Origin of the sequence: Alicyclobacillus sp. SO9 (genome assembly GCF_016406125.1) — a bacterium.
In the GTDB taxonomy this organism is placed as follows: Bacteria; Bacillota; Bacilli; order Alicyclobacillales; family Alicyclobacillaceae; genus SO9.
Genome location: NZ_CP066339.1, coordinates 1,455,044 through 1,472,392, shown reverse-complemented (window position 1 = coordinate 1,472,392; position 17,349 = coordinate 1,455,044). Strand labels below are relative to the sequence as shown.

Here is a 17,349-nt window from a genome sequence, read left to right as displayed (position 1 = left end):
CAGCAACAGACCCATTTACAAGTTAACTAGACTACTATATCGGACAACACCTCTTTCGCATTCATAGATTGCAAGAAAGGCGAAAGAGGTGAGTTCATTTTGAAGAAACATTATCTGTTTTCCACAAGCAATCGTGTTAACGGCGGAAAGGGCTATGCTCCTTCCGATATTCGTAAAGCATACCAAATCCCCGCCCATCTTGACGGCAGCGGCCAGACAATAGGCATTCTTGAATTTTCGAGCGGTTACAGTCTCACAGACGCTCACCAATTCTGGCAGGCAAACGGAATTACACCGCCCGCAGTCACATTTGTGTCTGTCGATGGAACGCAAAATGATGGAGGTACACTGCCTCAAGATGCAGAAGCGAGCATTGATTTGCAGTGGGCGGGAGCTGTGGCGCCGGGATCGAAAATTGTAGTTTACGAAGCCAATGGCGGACAGACCTTCTATAGTTTTGGTCAAGCGATGATAAGGACACTAAAGTATATTCTCAAGGACACCGCCCACCATCCGTCAGTAATTTCTATCTCTTACGGCGATGGCGAGACAAGTTTTGGTCAACAGTCACTGAAGACAATTGCGATGCTCATTAAACAACTCGACGCCAAGGGTGTTACCGTGTGTATTTCCTCAGGCGATCAAGGTGCTTACGGCCTCCACAACCCCTACCGCGTCCGCATCAAGCACGCGGATGCACCTGCCACTGCCCCGCACGCAGTCGCGGTGGGAGGAACATCACTTCACCCCGACGGTACTGAAACTGCATGGACCTATAAAACACCACAAGACCAAGGCGCAACAGGCGGAGGCTTCAGTCTTGCCTTCAGCTCGCCCCTGTTTCAAAGAAAGATTTTCAAGGGCAGCACGAGCGGGCAAATGAGCGGCCGTGGGATACCTGACGTTGCACTCAACGCCGATCCAGACACAGGCTACCAGTTTGTATTTCAAGGACAACCAGGCGTTGTCGGCGGCACCTCCGTCTCTGCACCCGTTTTTGCTGCCATCGTTGCACTGGCAAACCAAAGGCGAACCCAAGTTGGCCTCGGTCCATTAAAAGGACTGACCAAGACACTTTATCAAAATTCCACGACACTCCCGTACAACGATATCACGGTTGGAAATAACTCATATAATGGCGTTGTCGGTTACCAGGCTGCACCCGGATGGGACGCATGTACAGGCTGGGGCTCTGTCAACGCGTCAGCATTCATCGACGCGTTGTCTGGAACCCCCACTCAGCCAACTCAGCCAACTCAGCCAACTCAGCCAACTCAGCCAACTCAGCCAACTCAGCCAACTCAGCCAACTCAGCCAACTCAGCCAACTCAGCCAACTCAGCCAACTCAGCCGTCGCAGCCGTCCATTTACCGCTTGTGGCGCATCATTTTACGCATTCTCTTCAACCAGTACGACGATTAGATTAGTGTCATGCATCACAAAAGCCCATGTCTTCGCACATGGGCTTTCATCCTTATATACCATCTCAGCAAAGTGGTGTCGGTCGTTTTAAATCTCAATGTGCTCCAGTAGCATGCCGCCGATGATGGCGATAAACACAGACATTACCGCACGGACAATCGTGAACTTCGCACCATAGAACGGCACTTCAGCAGGCAGCCGTGTCAGAGAGACGAGCTGCCATGTCGTTACGAAGGCAAAAACCGATCCGGGACTCGCCTCAGCAGCAAGGAGGCCAGTGGCTAAAGGATACATAGCCCAACGCGATCCCGTTCCAAGCATCCCCAACAATGCCCCCAGAACCACACCTCCAACTCCAGCCTCTCGTCCAAGCCACCTAGCAATTAGGCCCGGGTGCAAAAACTGCGCAAGCAACCCAGCTGCAAACATGGAGACAACAATCCATGGAACTGCCTGTACGAACATATCTGCTGTCATACTTAATCCGTTTAGTGCAACCCCCGGACGGTAGAATCCAAGTAGCAGATACCCAATAAGAGTTACAGCACTCAAACCGAGGAGAATTCTGTCCATGATTCCCTCCTGCCAATACTGCATAGTGGATTGATTATAATGAAGTCGGACTCACCAACGATTCAGATGCTGCGCATCCTTAGAGCTTTGGCCGACCGAAGAGGTGCGTTCCGTACAGTCATCAAAGCGGTCCAGACTGTGAGTCAGAGTCAGAGTCAGAGTCAGAGTCAGAGTCAGAGTCAGAGTCAGAGTCAGAGTCAGAGTCAGAGTCAGAGTCAAATTCAAATTCAAATTCAAATTCAAATTCAAATTCAAATTCACAGTCACAGTCACAGTCACAGTCACAGTCACAGTCACAGTCACAGTCACAGAGACGATTGTCCTATTAGATTTTACGTTCTCAGGCTCAACATAGAACCCTTTGTCCAATTATTATCTAAGTTACTTGATTAGACAGACGCACAGCCGCAACACATAAGAAGGGACTAGATACATCAGGGCGTGATCCGTTTGGAAGTGGCACCCGGCCAGGCACCGGGGGGCTCGGGGCTGCGGCTGTCGGCGCCAGGGCCAAATAGAGATCCGAGAAGCGCTTATTCGCCGAAACGGAGGCCCAAGAGAGGAAATAAGCGCTTCAGACGAGCTTATTTGCCGTTCAGACCCCATTTTCGTTGGTTTTCCGGCCTTTAAGCACTTCTCAGGAGCTTATTTTGTACACGGCGATAGCCACGTTCCAAATAAGCACTTGTGGGATCTCTATTTTCTGCACCCCTCCCCCTCATCGGGTCTTTGGACACAGTTCCGCCACATCTGAGGCATGTCAACGGGCTGTTTGTGTCCGCCTTGTGAACACAACGACGCCAGGGAACATGTTTTGGCACTGCCCCCCCTCTTTTGCCCTCAAGCAGACACAATCCCGTCATAAACATCAACTCTACTTCCATGCATTCAGAACTTCAGACAGTAAATAAACGGGTGTCCCCGTTTATCTTCCTTCTCCTCTTTCTCTCTTTGTCGGTTCCTCCACTTGTACCTACAGTCACACACAAAAACACTTCATCCGCTCTCGTCGTCTTCTCTCTATCGCTCCCCTCACGAAACACCAACTCTGCTTCCATGCATTCAAGGAACTTCAGACGGTAAATAAACGGGTTTCCCCGTTTATCTTCCTTCTCCTCTTTCTCTCTTTGTCGGTTCCTCCACTTGTACCTACAGTCACATACAAAAAGACGCTGCACCACATCGGGTGCAACGCCTCTCTCTTCCTGCTCTCTCGCCTGGCAATGTCCTACTTTCCCAGGAGCTCGCGCTCCAAGTATCATCGGCGCTGGAGGTCTTAACGGTCGTGTTCGGGATGGGTACGCGTGTGGCCCCTCCGCTCTCGTCACCAGACTGGGTTCATACGGTGTCAGCTCATCCGCTGGCACTAAAGTGAACGCTTCTTCGCAGACACCGCATCAACCCTATGTACTTCCTTGAAGTCACCTTCGTGCTTCAAGTAGTTTGTATACCTGTCTTCCCAGACAGCGAGTCGTCTGTCGTTTCCCTGTTCCTCTGGTGAAGCCCTCGACCGATTCGTATCCGTCAGCTCCACGTATCACTACGCTTCCACTCCGGACCGATCTACCTCGTCTTCTTCAAGGGGTCTTACTCCATAAATGGATGGGACACGTTATCTTGAGGGGGGCTTCGCGCTTAGATGCTTTCAGCGCTTATCCCTTCCAGACTTAGCTACCCAGCTATGCTCTTGGCAGAACAACTGGGACACCAGCGGTCTGTTCATCCCGGTCCTCTCGTACTAAGGACGATTCCTCTCACGTATCCTGCGCCCGCGGCAGATAGGGACCGAACTGTCTCACGACGTTCTGAACCCAGCTCGCGTACCGCTTTAATGGGCGAACAGCCCAACCCTTGGGACCGACTTCAGCCCCAGGATGCGATGAGCCGACATCGAGGTGCCAAACCTCCCCGTCGATGTGAACTCTTGGGGGAGATCAGCCTGTTATCCCCGGGGTAGCTTTTATCCGTTGAGCGACGGCCCTTCCACTCGGGGCCGCCGGGTCACTAAGCCCGACTTTCGTCCCTGCTCGACCTGTCCGTCTCGCAGTCAAGCTCCCTTTTGCCTTTACACACACTGCGCGATTTCCATCCGCGCTGAGGGAACCTTTGGGCGCCTCCGTTACCTTTTTGGAGGCGACCGCCCCAGTCAAACTGCCCGCCTGACACTGTCCCCACGCCAGTTTCATGGCGCCAGGTTAGAAGATTGGCATCTCAAGGGTGGTATCCCAACACCGACTCCACATTGGCTTGCGCCCCTGCTTCTCTGTCTCCCACCTATCCTGTACATGACATACCCATCTCCCATATCAAGCTGCAGTCAAGCTCCACGGGGTCTTTCCGTCTAGCCGCGGGTAACCTGCATCTTCACAGGTATTACAATTTCACCGGGTCTCTCGTTGAGACAGCGCCCAAGTCGTTGCGCCTTTCGTGCGGGTCGGAACTTACCCGACAAGGAATTTCGCTACCTTAGGACCGTTATAGTTACGGCCGCCGTTTACTGGGGCTTCAATTCAGACCTTCGGGTCGAAACCCTAAGCCCTCCTCTTAACCTTCCAGCACCGGGCAGGCGTCAGCCCCTATACTTCGCCTTTCGGCTTGGCAGAGACCTGTGTTTTTGATAAACAGTCGCTTGGGCCTTTTCACTGCGGCTCATCTCTCGATGAGCGCCCCTTCTCCCGAAGTTACGGGGCCATTTTGCCGAGTTCCTTAACGAGAGTTTTCCCGCGCGCCTTCGTGTTCTCCACGCGCCCACCTGTGTCGGTTTTCGGTACGGGCACTCCTTTCCTCACTAGAGGCTTTTCTCGGCAGTGTGATCCTCAGGACTTCGGTACTGTTCTTCCCTCCCCATCACAGCTTGAAGTTACCAGAACCGGGATTTGCCTCGATTCCCCTCTTGCTGCTTGGACGGCCTCTTCCATCCGGCCGCTTCCCTGGACCTCCTGCGTCACCCCTTCGCTCAAACAGTCTGGAGTGGTACTGGAATTTCCACCAGTTGTCCTTCGACTACGCCTTTCGGCCTCGCCTTAGGTCCCGACTAACCCTGGGCGGACGATCCTTCCCCAGGAACCCTTGGGCTTTCGGCGGACAAGATTCTCACTTGTCTTTTCGCTACTTATACCGGCATTCTCACTTCCATGACCTCCACCAAGCCTCTCAGCTCAACTTCGCCGCTCATGGAACGCTCCCCTACCACGCACATCTCTGTGCATCCAAAGCTTCGGTGTCCAGTTTAGCCCCGTTACATTTTCCGCGCAGCGTCACTCGACCAGTGAGCTATTACGCACTCTTTCAATGGTGGCTGCTTCTAAGCCAACATCCTGGTTGTCTGTGCACCGCCACATCGTTTCCCACTGAACTGGTACTTTGGGACCTTAGCTGTTGGTCTGGGCTGTTTCCCTTTTGACCACGGATCTTAGCATTCGTAGTCTGACTGCCCGGGTTAATATTGCGGCATTCGGAGTTTGACTGAGCTTGGTAACCCTGGACGGGCCCCGCACCCAATCAGTGCTCTACCTCCGCAACTCATCCCCGGACGCTAGCCCTAAAGCTATTTCGGGGAGAACCAGCTATCTCCGAGTTCGATTGGAATTTCTCCCCTACCCCCAGTTCATCCCCTGGCTTTTCAACGCCAGTGGGTTCGGGCCTCCATGCGGTGTTACCCGCACTTCACCCTGACCAGGGGTAGATCACCCGGTTTCGGGTCGAGGACTGCCAACTTATCGCCCTTTTCAGACTCGCTTTCGCTTCGGCTCCGGCTTCTCACCTTAACCTTGCTCGCCGCCCTCACTCGCCGGTTCATTCTACAAAAGGCACGCCGTCACACCTCTATGGATGCTTCGACTGATTGTAGGCACACGGTTTCAGGTTCTCTTTCACTCCGCTCCCGCGGTGCTTTTCACCTTTCCCTCACGGTACTCATCACTATCGGTCGCCAGGGAGTATTTAGCCTTAGGAGGTGGTCCTCCCAGATTCCCACGGGGTTTCTCGTGTCCCGCGGTACTTGGGGTCATGCGACAAAGTCGCGTCCGTTTCGAGTACGGGGCTCTCACCCTCTTCGACAGGCCTTCCCAGACCTTTCCTCTACGAACATCGTTTTCTCACTCTGTGAACCGGTTGCAGCCCGTTCTTCGCTTGCCCCGCTACCCCGTCTACGCATCCCCTGCAAGGTTTCCCGCGTATCCGGTTTAGGCTCTTCCGCTTTCGCTCGCCACTACTGACGGAATCACTCTTGTTTTCTCTTCCTCGGGTACTGAGATGTTTCAGTTCTCCCGGTTGCCTCTACAGACCTATGGATTCAGCCTGCAGTCCTGGCCCATCACGACCAGGGGGTTCCCCCATTCGGACATCCACGGATCAAGGCTCGCTTACAGCTCCCCGTGGCATTTCGGTGTTCGCCCCGTCCTTCTTCGGCTCCTGGCGCCTAGGCATCCCCCGTGCGCCCTTTCTACCTTCACCACATTCGGTCCGCATTGCTGCTTCCCGATTTTCGGTATTTCATACTATCACTTTCATTCACATCCCTGTGAACGAAGTGCAGTTACCCATTTCTTACTTGTGAACAGGAAAATTCACTTCTCGCTATCTGGTTGTCAAGGTACACACCTCTGTGTCCGTAGACACAAAAGTTGAAGATACACTTCCCTGCATTCCTGCAGGCAGGGCACCTTCAAAACTAAACACACACACTAACTCCAGTTTCCTAAAAAGGACTTGCAGTTAGTTCAGAGACGCTTGTGGTTTGACAGACTCTCGCGGTCTGTCTAGTACTCCATAGAAAGGAGGTGATCCAGCCGCACCTTCCGATACGGCTACCTTGTTACGACTTCACCCCAATCATCAGCCCCACCTTCGGCGGCTAGTCCCCCTAAGGGTTACCCCACCGACTTCGGGTGTTGCCAACTCTCGTGGTGTGACGGGCGGTGTGTACAAGGCCCGGGAACGGATTCACCGCGGCATGCTGATCCGCGATTACTAGCAATTCCGGCTTCATGCAGGCGGGTTGCAGCCTGCAATCCGAACTACGAACGGTTTTCTGGGTTTTGCTCCACCTCGCGGTCTCGCTTCCCTTTGTTCCGCCCATTGTAGCACGTGTGTTGCCCAGGACATAAAGGGCATGATGATTTGACGTCATCCCCACCTTCCTCCGACTTGCGTCGGCTGTCACCTGTGAGTCCCCATCTTTACATGCTGGTAACACAGATTAAGGGTTGCGCTCGTTGCGGGACTTAACCCAACATCTCACGACACGAGCTGACGACAACCATGCACCACCTGTCTCCCCTGCCCCGAAGGGAAGGTGTATCTCTACACCGGTCAGGGGGATGTCAAGCCCTGGTAAGGTTCTTCGCGTTGCTTCGAATTAAACCACATGCTCCACTGCTTGTGCGGGCCCCCGTCAATTCCTTTGAGTTTCAGTCTTGCGACCGTACTCCCCAGGCGGAGTGCTTATTGGGTTTCCTTCGGCACTGAGGGCGGTAACCCCCAACACCTAGCACTCATCGTTTACGGCGTGGACTACCAGGGTATCTAATCCTGTTCGCTCCCCACGCTTTCGTGCCTCAGCGTCAGTCACTGTCCAGCAAGGCGCCTTCGCCACTGGTATTCCTCCACATCTCTACGCATTTCACCGCTACACGTGGAATTCCCCTTGCCTCTCCAGTACTCAAGCCTCACAGTTTCCAAGGCATTCTCAGGGTTGAGCCCTGAGTTTTCACCCCAGACTTACAAGGCCGCCTACGCACGCTTTACGCCCAGTGATTCCGGACAACGCTTGCCCCCTACGTATTACCGCGGCTGCTGGCACGTAGTTAGCCGGGGCTTCCTCTTCCGGTACCGTCTCGACAGGAGCATTCCCTCTCCTGTCCGCTCTTCCCGATTGACTGAGCTTTACAACCCGAAGGCCTTCTTCGCTCACGCGGCGTTGCTCCGTCAGGCTTTCGCCCATTGCGGAAGATTCCCTACTGCTGCCTCCCGTAGGAGTCTGGGCCGTGTCTCAGTCCCAGTGTGGCCGGTCACCCTCTCAGGTCGGCTACGCATCGTTGCCTTGGTAGGCCGTTACCCCACCAACAAGCTAATGCGCCGCGGGCTCCTCTGTCAGTACTGCCGTAGCAGCTTTCAAAGCAGGAAGATGCCTTCCCGCTGTCTATCCGGTATTAGCACCCGTTTCCGGATGTTATTCCAGTCTGACAGGCAGATTGCCCACGTGTTACTCACCCGTCCGCCGCTAACCTCCGGGAGCAAGCTCCCATCAGTCCGCTCGACTTGCATGTATTAGGCACGCCGCCAGCGTTCGTCCTGAGCCAGGATCAAACTCTCAAATTTGGTCTTACATATATCCTGTACTGCTCTTCTCTCAAAGAACAGACGAAGCTCATTTCTTACACAAGCGTCTCTTTCGTGTGTTTAGTTTTCAAGGAACCCTTTGCTTCAAATCCCGATGAACCATTCTGCTGTCAATCCACTGGGTTTGGCGGCACATCTTTCTCCGCTCATCCGCTTGTCAATCTCGGCTGAATCATCTCGCCTGAAGTCGTTCATGATGTCTTAAAATGCTGTTATGGCGCGGGTTTTAAAGGCTTTGTTGTCCGGCCCGCTCTCGCGGCGGCATCGACTAATATACCATCTTTCAAGCAAAAAGCCAATGGAAACTTTTTCTTTGCAAATCTGACTGTGATGTGATTCAACAGAACTAATTCGTTAAGATTCATCAATTTGTAAGTACGATATGACGTCTCACCCTCACAATTTAGATGAAGGCAATTCCATCTTAACGAATCTCATCATCAGGTTTACAATGGTGGGCCTAAGAGGACTTGAACCTCTGACCTCACGATTATCAGTCGTGCGCTCTAGCCAGCTGAGCTATAGGCCCTTAGTGGCGGAGCTGACGGGATTCGAACCCGCGGTCTCCTGCGTGACAGGCAGGCATGTTAGGCCTCTACACCACAGCTCCACATTATAACGGATACAGCCATCGACCCGATTTCAGCGATCGTCGTTCTCAGGTGAATACACCAGGTAGACTTATATCCATTGGAAGTATTTCTTCTTGCGCCTCGCCCTCACAAGGAAGACTTGGTGGGTCATGAAGGACTCGAACCTTCAACCTGCCGATTAAGAGTCGGATGCTCTGCCAAGTTGAGCTAATGACCCAAGTTATGGTGACCCTACGGGGATTCGAACCCCGATTACCGCCGTGAGAGGGCGGCGTCCTAACCGTTAGACGATAGGGCCAATTTGGCTGCCGAACTAGGGCTCGAACCTAGACTAACTGATTCAGAGTCAGTCGTGCTACCATTACACCATTCGGCATTACTACGGTCTCATAAAAAGACCGGGATGGCTGGGAGGGAAGGGTTCGAACCTTCGCATGACGGAGTCAAAGTCCGTTGCCTTACCACTTGGCTACCCCCCATTGTGGGGTGAATGGTGGGAATCGAACCCACGCATGCCGGAACCACAATCCGGTGCGTTAACCACTTCGCCACATTCACCATTGAATAGTTCTATATGTGGACCAGCGCCGCGGCTGTGAGCCGTCGAGGAGCTTGTCTGCTGCATAGCATGATTTGTGCAGTGGTGGAGGGAGAAGGATTCGAACCTTCGAAGCTTCCGCAACGGATTTACAGTCCGCCCCATTTGGCCACTTTGGTATCCCTCCGCTTTTGGAGCCACCTGTCGGATTCGAACCGACGACCTGCTCATTACGAGTGAGCCGCTCTACCCCTGAGCCAAGGTGGCACGTCAGGTCTGGTAGCGGTGAGTGGATTCGAACCACCGACGCCACGGGTATGAACCGTGTGCTCTAACCAACTGAGCTACACCGCCATATGGTGCGGCTAATAGGACTTGAACCTATGGCCCCCACCGTGTCAAGGTGGTGCTCTCCCTCTGAGCTATAGCCGCAAGTATGTGGTCGGAATGCCGGGATTCGAACCCGGGACCTCTACCTCCCCAAGGTAGCGCGCTACCAGGCTGCGCCACATCCCGATATGCTTACAATGTGCTAGTCTTACTCAAACGGAAGACGGGATTCCGACGCTGAAACCGTAGGTTTGAGCCAGTCCCTGAGGGTGTCCTTCCCGAAGGGGGAACCCTTGGGTGAGAATCCGGTCTGTCCGTGACCTTATAGGTACTTCTGGAGCGGAAGACGGGATTCGAACCCGCGACCCTCGCCTTGGCAAGGCGATGCTCTACCCCTGAGCCACTTCCGCGAATTGTGCGCACTGTCTGGCACGATACCAACACAATCATTTCAGTGCGTGGTGGCTCGGGACGGAATCGAACCGCCGACACGAGGATTTTCAGTCCTCTGCTCTACCGACTGAGCTACCGAGCCATGTGGTTGCGAGAGCAGGACTTGAACCTGCGACCTTCGGGTTATGAGCCCGACGAGCTGCCAACTGCTCCATCCCGCGTCAATAACTTGCCTTCAACATGATATTCCGGTCTTAACTTACGCGTGCCCTTTTATCCTCATGTGCATCTGCAACTATGTATGCCCTTCATGCACTGTATTTCAGGCTTTCACAAGCGCCAAGCATATTTGACGGCGCAAATCGCGTATTCAGATTTGGTGGGCGGTAACGGGCTCGAACCGCTGACCCCCTGCTTGTAAGGCAGGTGCTCTCCCAACTGAGCTAACCGCCCCAAACGTTTACTTCGACGCCTTGGAACAATGGTGACCCCAAGGGGACTCGAACCCCTGTTACCGCCGTGAAAGGGCGGTGTCTTAACCGCTTGACCATGGGGCCGTCTGTGGAGCTTCCAATCGGATTCGAACCGATGACCTCATCCTTACCATGGATGCGCTCTGCCGACTGAGCTATGGAAGCATGGCTCCCCGAGTAGGATTCGAACCTACGACCCTCCGGTTAACAGCCGGATGCTCTACCGCTGAGCTATCGAGGATCACTTGGTGGAGGTAGTCGGATTCGAACCGACGGCCCCCTGCGTGCAAGGCAGGTGCTCTCCCACTGAGCTATACCCCCGTATTCCTAGCAAAATACTGATTTCACCACGCAACATGTTTCCGGACAGTGTGTCCGTGACCTTCAATGTGTCCGTGACCTTCAATATGTCCGTGACCTTCAATATGTCCGTGACCTTCAATATGTCCGTGACCTTCAATGTGTCCGTGACCTTCAAGCAGTCACGCTGTCGCTTGGTTATTTAGAAGCAACTACAGCAGCTTTACAGTTGCAATGGTGAGCCATGCTGGATTCGAACCAGCGACACCCTGATTAAAAGTCAGGTGCTCTGCCAACTGAGCTAATGGCTCATAAGCATTCTCCTAAGCACCACGGCACACGGTAATTAGGATTATGGCGTGCCCGGAGAGATTCGAACTCCCGACACCTTGATTCGAAGTCAAGTGCTCTATCCGGCTGAGCTACGGGCACATCGCTTAACAACAATTTAAAAGCGCGAGAAGTAATGTAACACAGAATCACATTATTAATCAAGCCCTTTTCTAAAACTCATTACAAATCACCCAAAATCACCTTAAACCGCTCATCATCTCTAATGATTTCAGAATATCCGAAATTGCTGGGGAAGCAGCCTGCACATCCGTAATTTTGGGACGTACTCTGCTAATTTTCTTCAGTAATGCGACGTTCAAAGGTCTCCAGAGCATCATATCCCTGAGCCTTTAGGCGCCAGTTCTTACATGCCACTTCAATCAAGGCAGCAATATTCCTGCCAGGTCTAACCGGTATATCAATCTGCGGTACCGCAACATCGAGTAAATGGGTCGTCTGTTCTTCTATGCCCAGCAGTTCAGTTTTGGCATAGTCCTCCCAGTGAGTTAGAAAGATATCTAAATTGATGGTTGTCTCCTCTTGATAGGCGCCGGACCCGTACAATCTAGTCACATCAACAAAACCAATTCCCCGCAGTTGCAGCAACTCACGGTTATTGACGTTGTGAGTGCCGATGAGGGTTTCTGCCCCAATTTTTTTGACGAGCACAATGTCGTCTGAGACAAGGCGGTGCCCGCGTTCAATCAATGCCAACGCGACCTCACTCTTGCCAATCCCGCTGCTTCCGCGCAGGATGATGCCGACACCCAAAATGTTCATACAAACCGCATGCAGGACTTCTTCTGGTGCAAGTACGCGTTCCAGATAACTGTTCAATCGACTAATAAAACTTGTCGTCTTTAGTTCTGTTCTCAACAAGGGGATTTGATACCGCTCACAATACAGTGTGAAGTAGTCCAGGCCCGCTTGACCCCGAGAAATGATGAAACAAGGCGGAGCCATTGCAACGACCTCGCCGATTCGTTTATCGCGTTCATCTTCAGGCAATGAATGGAGGTATGTAATCTCCTGACGCCCCAAAATTTGGACTCGTTCTTTTGGAAAGTAGTCCAAGTAACCCGTAAACTCCAAGCCGGGTCGATGAATGTCATCACTTTCAATCCTGCTGTCCAGCCGCTCTTTACCTGCAATGACTTCCAAGTGGAATTTATCGACCAGATTCTGGACTGTGATAGTCTTCAATCCGACTCCCCCGCTTCTCCCATATTGTAACCGATCGTCTTGCAGGAGTTCATTTGTCGTCGACTTCTACACCCTTACCGCTAACTCCTTCAAACTCCCAATCACGGACAATAATCGGTCATAATCACTCGTTGAGTTGGACTCAAGAAGTTCCTGTTTCCTGGTCTTCACCACTACTTATGCAGGCTTACAAAGCACATATTCTAAAAGTCTCTCCATTTGCGGTTTTTCGCTAAAGGAGATTTCTGTTACTTTCAAACCGCTCGATCTTTGTGATAAGGCCAAAACAAAAGGTGTGAGGCTTGCTGCCTCGCACCTCTAAGCTATTCAGATTTCTATTCAGATTTCTATTCAGATTCCTATCCAGATCCCTAACTATATTCCAAAAAATACAAGCCCACATCCACTAAGTGAGTTTAATGTTTTTGATGCCCAAAATTTTCGGTCCGACCGGAATCGACGTATTGGGATTGGGCTCGAGTGTAATACCAATGCCGTCCAATTGCCGGTTCTTTAGAGTGCCCTGAAATTCACCTGTGCCTGCAGGGCCAACTGTCATAACACCTGCACTGCTGCGCTTACCGTGGTTCCACAACCAAATATGGTAGACCTGCGTTCCTTTCGTAGGCTTCAAGTTGGCAGCGTATAAAATTAGCCTGAGTTGGCTGTTTTCCTGTACAAAAACAACCTTGCCTGCTGCATTCTTCGCTGAAGGCATTGCGTGCAAGCTCACGATTTTGGCTGATGAGGCCAGTTGCCGGCGAACCTGATGAAGTTGTTGACGTGCATCTACCAATGCATTCGTCAGGACGGCAGTAGAAGATACAAACACAATCAATCCAGCGGCAAGCCACCGCGTCAGCCGGGAATAGCGACGCAGACCAGTCACTATGTGCTGGGTCATACTCATGTCAATGGGAGTTTCAATGCGGGTTCCAATGCGGGGTTCAATGGGAGGTTCAATGGGAGGTTCAATGCGAGGTTCAATGCGAGTTTCAATGCGAGTTTCAATGCGAGTCTTAATGGGAGCTGTAACGGGGGTCTCAGTACGGGTTTCAGCTCCGTCTTCTGCGCTTCCATGTACACCAACGCCTTTGTTCACCTGTACCCCTTGATGCATGGTGTCCGCAATATCTGTGTGAGTGCCTGAGTTACAAGTAAGGTTTGGATTTGAGTTGGGGCTTGTGTCATCCCTCGCCGTCACAACTTCATCGCTTACGGACTCATCCCTTTTGCTGCTGGCTTCATCATGTGCAGTATCATCTGTAATCGTACCACCAGCAGTATCCTGAACGGCTTCTCTGTGACTATCCTGCTGTTTGGGCGATCGCGTTGCATACGCAGCCGCAAGCACCCTGTCTTTCAACTGTGGTGGTGCTTCAACAATGGGCAAGTTGTGCGTCATGGCGGACATGATTTGGCGCAATTTGACAAACTCAATCCGACACTCGGTGCAGGTATGGAGGTGATGCTCTACGGCGGCTGCGTCGTCTGGGGACAGACGGTGGTGAAGGTAGGCAACGAGATCGATAGTGTCGCATGTTCTCCACTTCACTGTTCGAGGCCCCCTTCCCACTCAACCATACTTTTACGCAACCGTTTTAACGCTCGATGCAGCCGGGTCTTTACGGTACCTAAAGGCTGTTCCAGCTGGTTTGCAATTTCAGACAAGGTCAGCCCCTGGAAGTATGCCAACTCGATGATGAGCTTCTCTTGCCGGTTCATATTCAAAAGGACACTGTAGACATCCTCTCGAAACCAATTCCTTGTAACTGTGCGTTGGGATGCAGATGTCGCTCCGTGCTCCCACTCTGCTGTATCGTAAAGGGTTACCACTTTGGCTGATTTGGAAGCACTCTTTAACTTGTCTCGATAAATCCCTCTTGCAATTGTTAACAGCCACGTTGGAAACTGACTCAGTTCAGGACGATAAACGGCTGTAGTTGTCCACAGGCGAACAAATACATCCTGTGTAATTTCAGCCGCCAGTTCTTTGCTTTCACAGGCCTTCAGGGCAAACGAATACACGAGTGCACTATAGCGATTGTAGAGCACCTCGAACGCCGCAGCATTTCCCTCTTTCACCTGTTGAAACAACTGGTTATCATCCGGTATTTGAATCGCCGCTCACTCCTCATGCGCCCCCCGGATAATACACACCTTCCCAACAAATTAACCGAGAAGGCGTGTATCGAGGGGTGCCTGCTGCTGCAAGAACAAAGGATTAACTCGGTCTGCATTCACGAAAACGACTGTCTTGACAGACTGGAGTGCACCAAAACAGCTTTTACGATATAGCGCCGATTAACAAGATGAAGAGCATTTAAGGGGTAGCAGGTCTCCAAGACCAACGACGGATACGACGTATTGACCACATCGGTCCCAACGTGAATAATTTGGTGGGACCGCACCTTAAATTCAAATGTCCCTTGGGAGGTTTGAACTTCAATTACATCGCCAGGTTTAAGCGCATCGATGTGATGAAAATAGGTTACATCATGAGCCGCTATGATGCTCGTCCCAACTTCCCCGGGCAGGACGCTGGTAGACAAGTGTCCTGCAGTTGAGGCCAGAATGGATAGAGCTGTGCCTTGGCGGATTGGAGCAGTCAATCCAAGTTTCGGGATTGTCAGTTTCCCGATGTCACTTCTTGTCTGCGGCTGATTTCCAGGTTTGGCCGCTCTCGGATAAAGAGCATTACGTTTGTATTCAACAACGTGAAGGTTAGACTTCACCTTCGGAGACGGAGTTGTCACAATCAGTGTCTTCTGTTGGTGATTCAGTACACGCTGTGAATACGCAACTCGAGCATAGGTCAAAGGGATACGGAGCAGCTGTGCGACTCCTATTGCGATGATGCCTATGCCAAGCCAAAGCAAAGCTTTTCTCACAAGATTACGAAACTTTCTTTCTGAAGGCAACTAAAATTCCCCCTGCCGCAATCAACCCCAAGCCGCTGTACAACCAGGTACTGATGGGAAGTCCAGTGACAGGCGACGTGCTCTTCGATACCATACTGCTTGGTGAAGTAACGACCCACCCCACTGGGTCACCGGCAATCATGTGTGTCATGGTATGTCCGGTAATGGTCATTGTCTTCGGGTTGCTGGAATATGTGCCAGTCGTTGAAACATTGTAGTACATACTCTTAGAACTCAGCTGCGAATTTGTATAACTAAACTTCACGGGCTTCGAAAACTTGCCCACAAGCATGTTTGTCTTTGTATCCATAACCTTAAAGGCAAAATCGTAAACCGGCATTTGGCCAGAAGGCGCATTACTTGTAAAATTGGAAAGTTTGCCTTCAAGAACCTCAAACTTTACGGGATCGGTTGAAAACATCGCTGGAATGGTGAAAGTAGCACCGTTGACTTTCAGGGTCGTGGATGAACTCGAATTTGCAGGAATTGACGCACTCGCTGCCACGGTCGGAAATCCATGCATCGAAAAATCCGGCACGGAGGCGGCCAAGGCTGTGATACTGCCACCCGCAGCCAAGACTGTACCTCCAGCAACAACAGCCCTCAACACATTTTTCATGAATCCGTTCTCCTCCCCTTAATTAGGTCTCGTCTACTTATACGACAGAAGAGTCAAAGCGGTTTCGTAAAATTTGCAATTTGCAGCTCCTGTACAAGTGCAGCTTCTGTGCAAGTGTGCTCCTGTACAAATGAACTTATTGAAATCATTTAGTGAGAAGTGGATTTCGGTGAACTTATTATTTTTCTGATGTGTTTTGCTGTCATGGACAACAGGGGCAATCCTGCCAGTGTGAGCGTAAAGTACGCTGGCAAGACAAAAAGAATCAGTTCTGCTAACTCCCTTGAATCCCTAAACAGAACTACACTGCCGCTCCAAGTCATAATGGTGCTTATCCAGGCAATTGTCCGATAATGCGTTAACCGGAATATCTGGGAGATGGATGTTGCGAATACATACTGGAACATTGACAACTTTAGAAACAAAACTGCGACAACCGCCATTACGTAAAATGTGTCAATCCGTTCAACAAAGTGCTTCAAGAATGAAACGTTTCGAATGACTTCCAAAATGGGATAATTTAAATTTTGGATAGCTCCTCCCAAAGTCCCTATAGCCACGACTTCGATGAGCAGTGAGAGAGCCAGAATCCCGCTGTATGCCACGAACATTGATGATGCCATCTGATTTGGCTTGTCTACTTTGCTGGCGGCCTGCAAAAGGATGAGAGGTTCCATAGCAAAGGTGGTACTGACAAGGCTGCCGCGGAGGACGGGGGTCCATCCGTCTGCCAAAATTGGACGAAATTGACTCCAATCAATATTACTCACGGTCAAAACGACAAACAAGAAAGTAAAACCAGTCGCTAAAGGGGTGAGAAATTCACTGAACATCCCGACTGTCTGAATCCCTTGGTAAATAATGTATACAATAGGAATGACTAAAACGGCGCTCAGTACAATCAGAGGAGTCTTCTGGTAAGCCGTAACTTCAATAAAAACGGACAATTCGCGCCAAATGCCGGAAATAGTGATAAACAGCCACAGAACGTACCAAAGCCCGGCAAAAGCTCCAAACCAACGTCCAAAAGCACTCTCAAAGCTTTGAAGCAAGTCGACGCCCGGAAAAACTCTGCTGTAAATAAATACAATTCCGATGGATACAAATCCTCCGCTAGACGCGACAAGCGCGGAAATCCAGCCATTTCGAGCCGTAAAATATCCCGTCGTTGCAGGTAAAGCCAACACGCCGGTACCCATGACAATCCAAAATGTTAAATTGGCAACTTGCAGACGGGATAATTTATCTCCCATGGCATCCATCCCATTCCTCAAAAAGGTCTTTAGACATAGAGAGGCTCCCCCCTCGC

The 17,349-nt window shown here is 51.5% G+C and carries 9 protein-coding genes, 22 tRNA genes and 3 rRNA genes; 2 read left to right on the top strand and 32 right to left on the bottom strand.

Annotation, left to right across the window (positions count from 1 at the left end; translation table 11 throughout):
* Positions 1–99: 99 nt before the first annotated feature.
* Positions 100–1,422 (top strand): S53 family peptidase, encoded by a 1,323-nt coding sequence (locus GI364_RS06585; protein WP_198852848.1) that lies wholly within the window; start codon positions 100–102, stop codon positions 1,420–1,422.
* Positions 1,423–1,509: 87 nt separating this feature from the next.
* On the opposite strand, the gene GI364_RS06580 is transcribed toward GI364_RS06585, so the two are convergent.
* A complete protein-coding gene (locus tag GI364_RS06580) occupies positions 1,510–1,995 on the bottom strand; it encodes a hypothetical protein (protein WP_198852847.1) in 486 nt (161 codons plus the stop codon).
* A 39-nt stretch (positions 1,996–2,034) separates the two neighbouring features.
* Here GI364_RS06580 and GI364_RS06575 point away from each other — a divergent pair, with 39 nt between their 5' ends.
* Complete coding sequence (locus tag GI364_RS06575) at positions 2,035–2,388, top strand: hypothetical protein (RefSeq protein WP_198852846.1); 354 nt, start codon at positions 2,035–2,037, stop codon at positions 2,386–2,388.
* 822 nt (positions 2,389–3,210) lie between these two features.
* On the opposite strand, the gene rrf is transcribed toward GI364_RS06575, so the two are convergent.
* The 31 genes from rrf to GI364_RS06420 all read right to left on the bottom strand — a co-directional run bounded on the left by rrf (position 3,211) and on the right by GI364_RS06420 (position 17,293).
* Positions 3,211–3,327: ribosomal RNA gene (rrf, locus tag GI364_RS06570) — 5S ribosomal RNA — on the bottom strand.
* 162 nt (positions 3,328–3,489) lie between these two features.
* Positions 3,490–6,450, bottom strand: a 23S ribosomal RNA gene (locus tag GI364_RS06565).
* A gap of 319 nt (positions 6,451–6,769) precedes the next feature.
* Positions 6,770–8,316: ribosomal RNA gene (locus GI364_RS06560) — 16S ribosomal RNA — on the bottom strand.
* Together the 16S, 23S and 5S rRNA genes with 22 tRNA genes alongside form the textbook arrangement of a ribosomal RNA operon.
* A gap of 473 nt (positions 8,317–8,789) precedes the next feature.
* Positions 8,790–8,866, bottom strand: a tRNA-Ile gene (locus GI364_RS06555).
* Between the two features lie 4 nt (positions 8,867–8,870).
* Positions 8,871–8,947 (bottom strand) — tRNA-Asp (locus GI364_RS06550).
* 123 nt (positions 8,948–9,070) lie between these two features.
* A tRNA-Lys gene (locus GI364_RS06545) sits at positions 9,071–9,147 on the bottom strand.
* Positions 9,148–9,153: 6 nt separating this feature from the next.
* Positions 9,154–9,228: transfer RNA gene (locus tag GI364_RS06540), tRNA-Glu, on the bottom strand.
* Positions 9,229–9,232: 4 nt separating this feature from the next.
* Positions 9,233–9,306: transfer RNA gene (locus tag GI364_RS06535), tRNA-Gln, on the bottom strand.
* A 28-nt stretch (positions 9,307–9,334) separates the two neighbouring features.
* Positions 9,335–9,409, bottom strand: a tRNA-Gln gene (locus tag GI364_RS06530).
* A 3-nt stretch (positions 9,410–9,412) separates the two neighbouring features.
* Positions 9,413–9,488 (bottom strand) — tRNA-His (locus GI364_RS06525).
* Positions 9,489–9,571: 83 nt separating this feature from the next.
* Positions 9,572–9,655, bottom strand: a tRNA-Tyr gene (locus GI364_RS06520).
* 5 nt (positions 9,656–9,660) lie between these two features.
* Positions 9,661–9,735: transfer RNA gene (locus tag GI364_RS06515), tRNA-Thr, on the bottom strand.
* A 10-nt stretch (positions 9,736–9,745) separates the two neighbouring features.
* Positions 9,746–9,822: transfer RNA gene (locus tag GI364_RS06510), tRNA-Met, on the bottom strand.
* Positions 9,823–9,825: 3 nt separating this feature from the next.
* Positions 9,826–9,900, bottom strand: a tRNA-Val gene (locus tag GI364_RS06505).
* Between the two features lie 7 nt (positions 9,901–9,907).
* Positions 9,908–9,984 (bottom strand) — tRNA-Pro (locus GI364_RS06500).
* A 149-nt stretch (positions 9,985–10,133) separates the two neighbouring features.
* Positions 10,134–10,208 (bottom strand) — tRNA-Gly (locus GI364_RS06495).
* 49 nt (positions 10,209–10,257) lie between these two features.
* Positions 10,258–10,333, bottom strand: a tRNA-Phe gene (locus GI364_RS06490).
* A gap of 3 nt (positions 10,334–10,336) precedes the next feature.
* Positions 10,337–10,412, bottom strand: a tRNA-Met gene (locus GI364_RS06485).
* A gap of 156 nt (positions 10,413–10,568) precedes the next feature.
* Positions 10,569–10,644, bottom strand: a tRNA-Val gene (locus GI364_RS06480).
* Between the two features lie 29 nt (positions 10,645–10,673).
* Positions 10,674–10,748, bottom strand: a tRNA-Glu gene (locus tag GI364_RS06475).
* A gap of 5 nt (positions 10,749–10,753) precedes the next feature.
* Positions 10,754–10,829: transfer RNA gene (locus GI364_RS06470), tRNA-Thr, on the bottom strand.
* A 1-nt stretch (position 10,830) separates the two neighbouring features.
* Positions 10,831–10,905, bottom strand: a tRNA-Asn gene (locus tag GI364_RS06465).
* Between the two features lie 5 nt (positions 10,906–10,910).
* Positions 10,911–10,985: transfer RNA gene (locus GI364_RS06460), tRNA-Ala, on the bottom strand.
* Positions 10,986–11,199: 214 nt separating this feature from the next.
* Positions 11,200–11,275: transfer RNA gene (locus GI364_RS06455), tRNA-Lys, on the bottom strand.
* A 44-nt stretch (positions 11,276–11,319) separates the two neighbouring features.
* Positions 11,320–11,396: transfer RNA gene (locus tag GI364_RS06450), tRNA-Arg, on the bottom strand.
* Between the two features lie 192 nt (positions 11,397–11,588).
* Positions 11,589–12,500 carry an HPr(Ser) kinase/phosphatase gene (gene hprK / locus GI364_RS06445; protein WP_198852845.1) on the bottom strand — a complete coding sequence of 304 codons (912 nt, stop codon included), beginning with the start codon at positions 12,498–12,500 and terminating at the stop codon, positions 11,589–11,591.
* Positions 12,501–12,906: 406 nt separating this feature from the next.
* Complete coding sequence (locus GI364_RS06440) at positions 12,907–14,055, bottom strand: anti-sigma factor (RefSeq protein WP_198852844.1); 1,149 nt, start codon at positions 14,053–14,055, stop codon at positions 12,907–12,909.
* The gene (locus GI364_RS06435) at positions 14,052–14,597 is read right to left on the bottom strand and encodes an RNA polymerase sigma factor (RefSeq protein WP_198852843.1); all 546 of its coding nucleotides are present in this window, start codon (positions 14,595–14,597) and stop codon (positions 14,052–14,054) included. The genes GI364_RS06440 and GI364_RS06435 overlap by 4 nt, the downstream gene beginning before the upstream one ends.
* Positions 14,598–14,740: 143 nt before the next feature.
* On the bottom strand, positions 14,741–15,421 hold the full coding sequence (locus tag GI364_RS06430) for a class D sortase (RefSeq protein WP_198852842.1): 681 nt from the start codon (positions 15,419–15,421) through the stop codon (positions 14,741–14,743).
* Positions 15,396–16,040 (bottom strand): hypothetical protein, encoded by a 645-nt coding sequence (locus GI364_RS06425; RefSeq protein ID WP_198852841.1) that lies wholly within the window; start codon positions 16,038–16,040, stop codon positions 15,396–15,398. Before GI364_RS06425 ends, GI364_RS06430 begins: the two co-directional genes overlap by 26 nt.
* Before the next feature lie 149 nt (positions 16,041–16,189).
* Entirely contained in the window at positions 16,190–17,293 is a 1,104-nt protein-coding gene (locus GI364_RS06420; RefSeq protein ID WP_198852840.1) for a GerAB/ArcD/ProY family transporter, read from the bottom strand.
* Positions 17,294–17,349 lie beyond the last annotated feature (56 nt).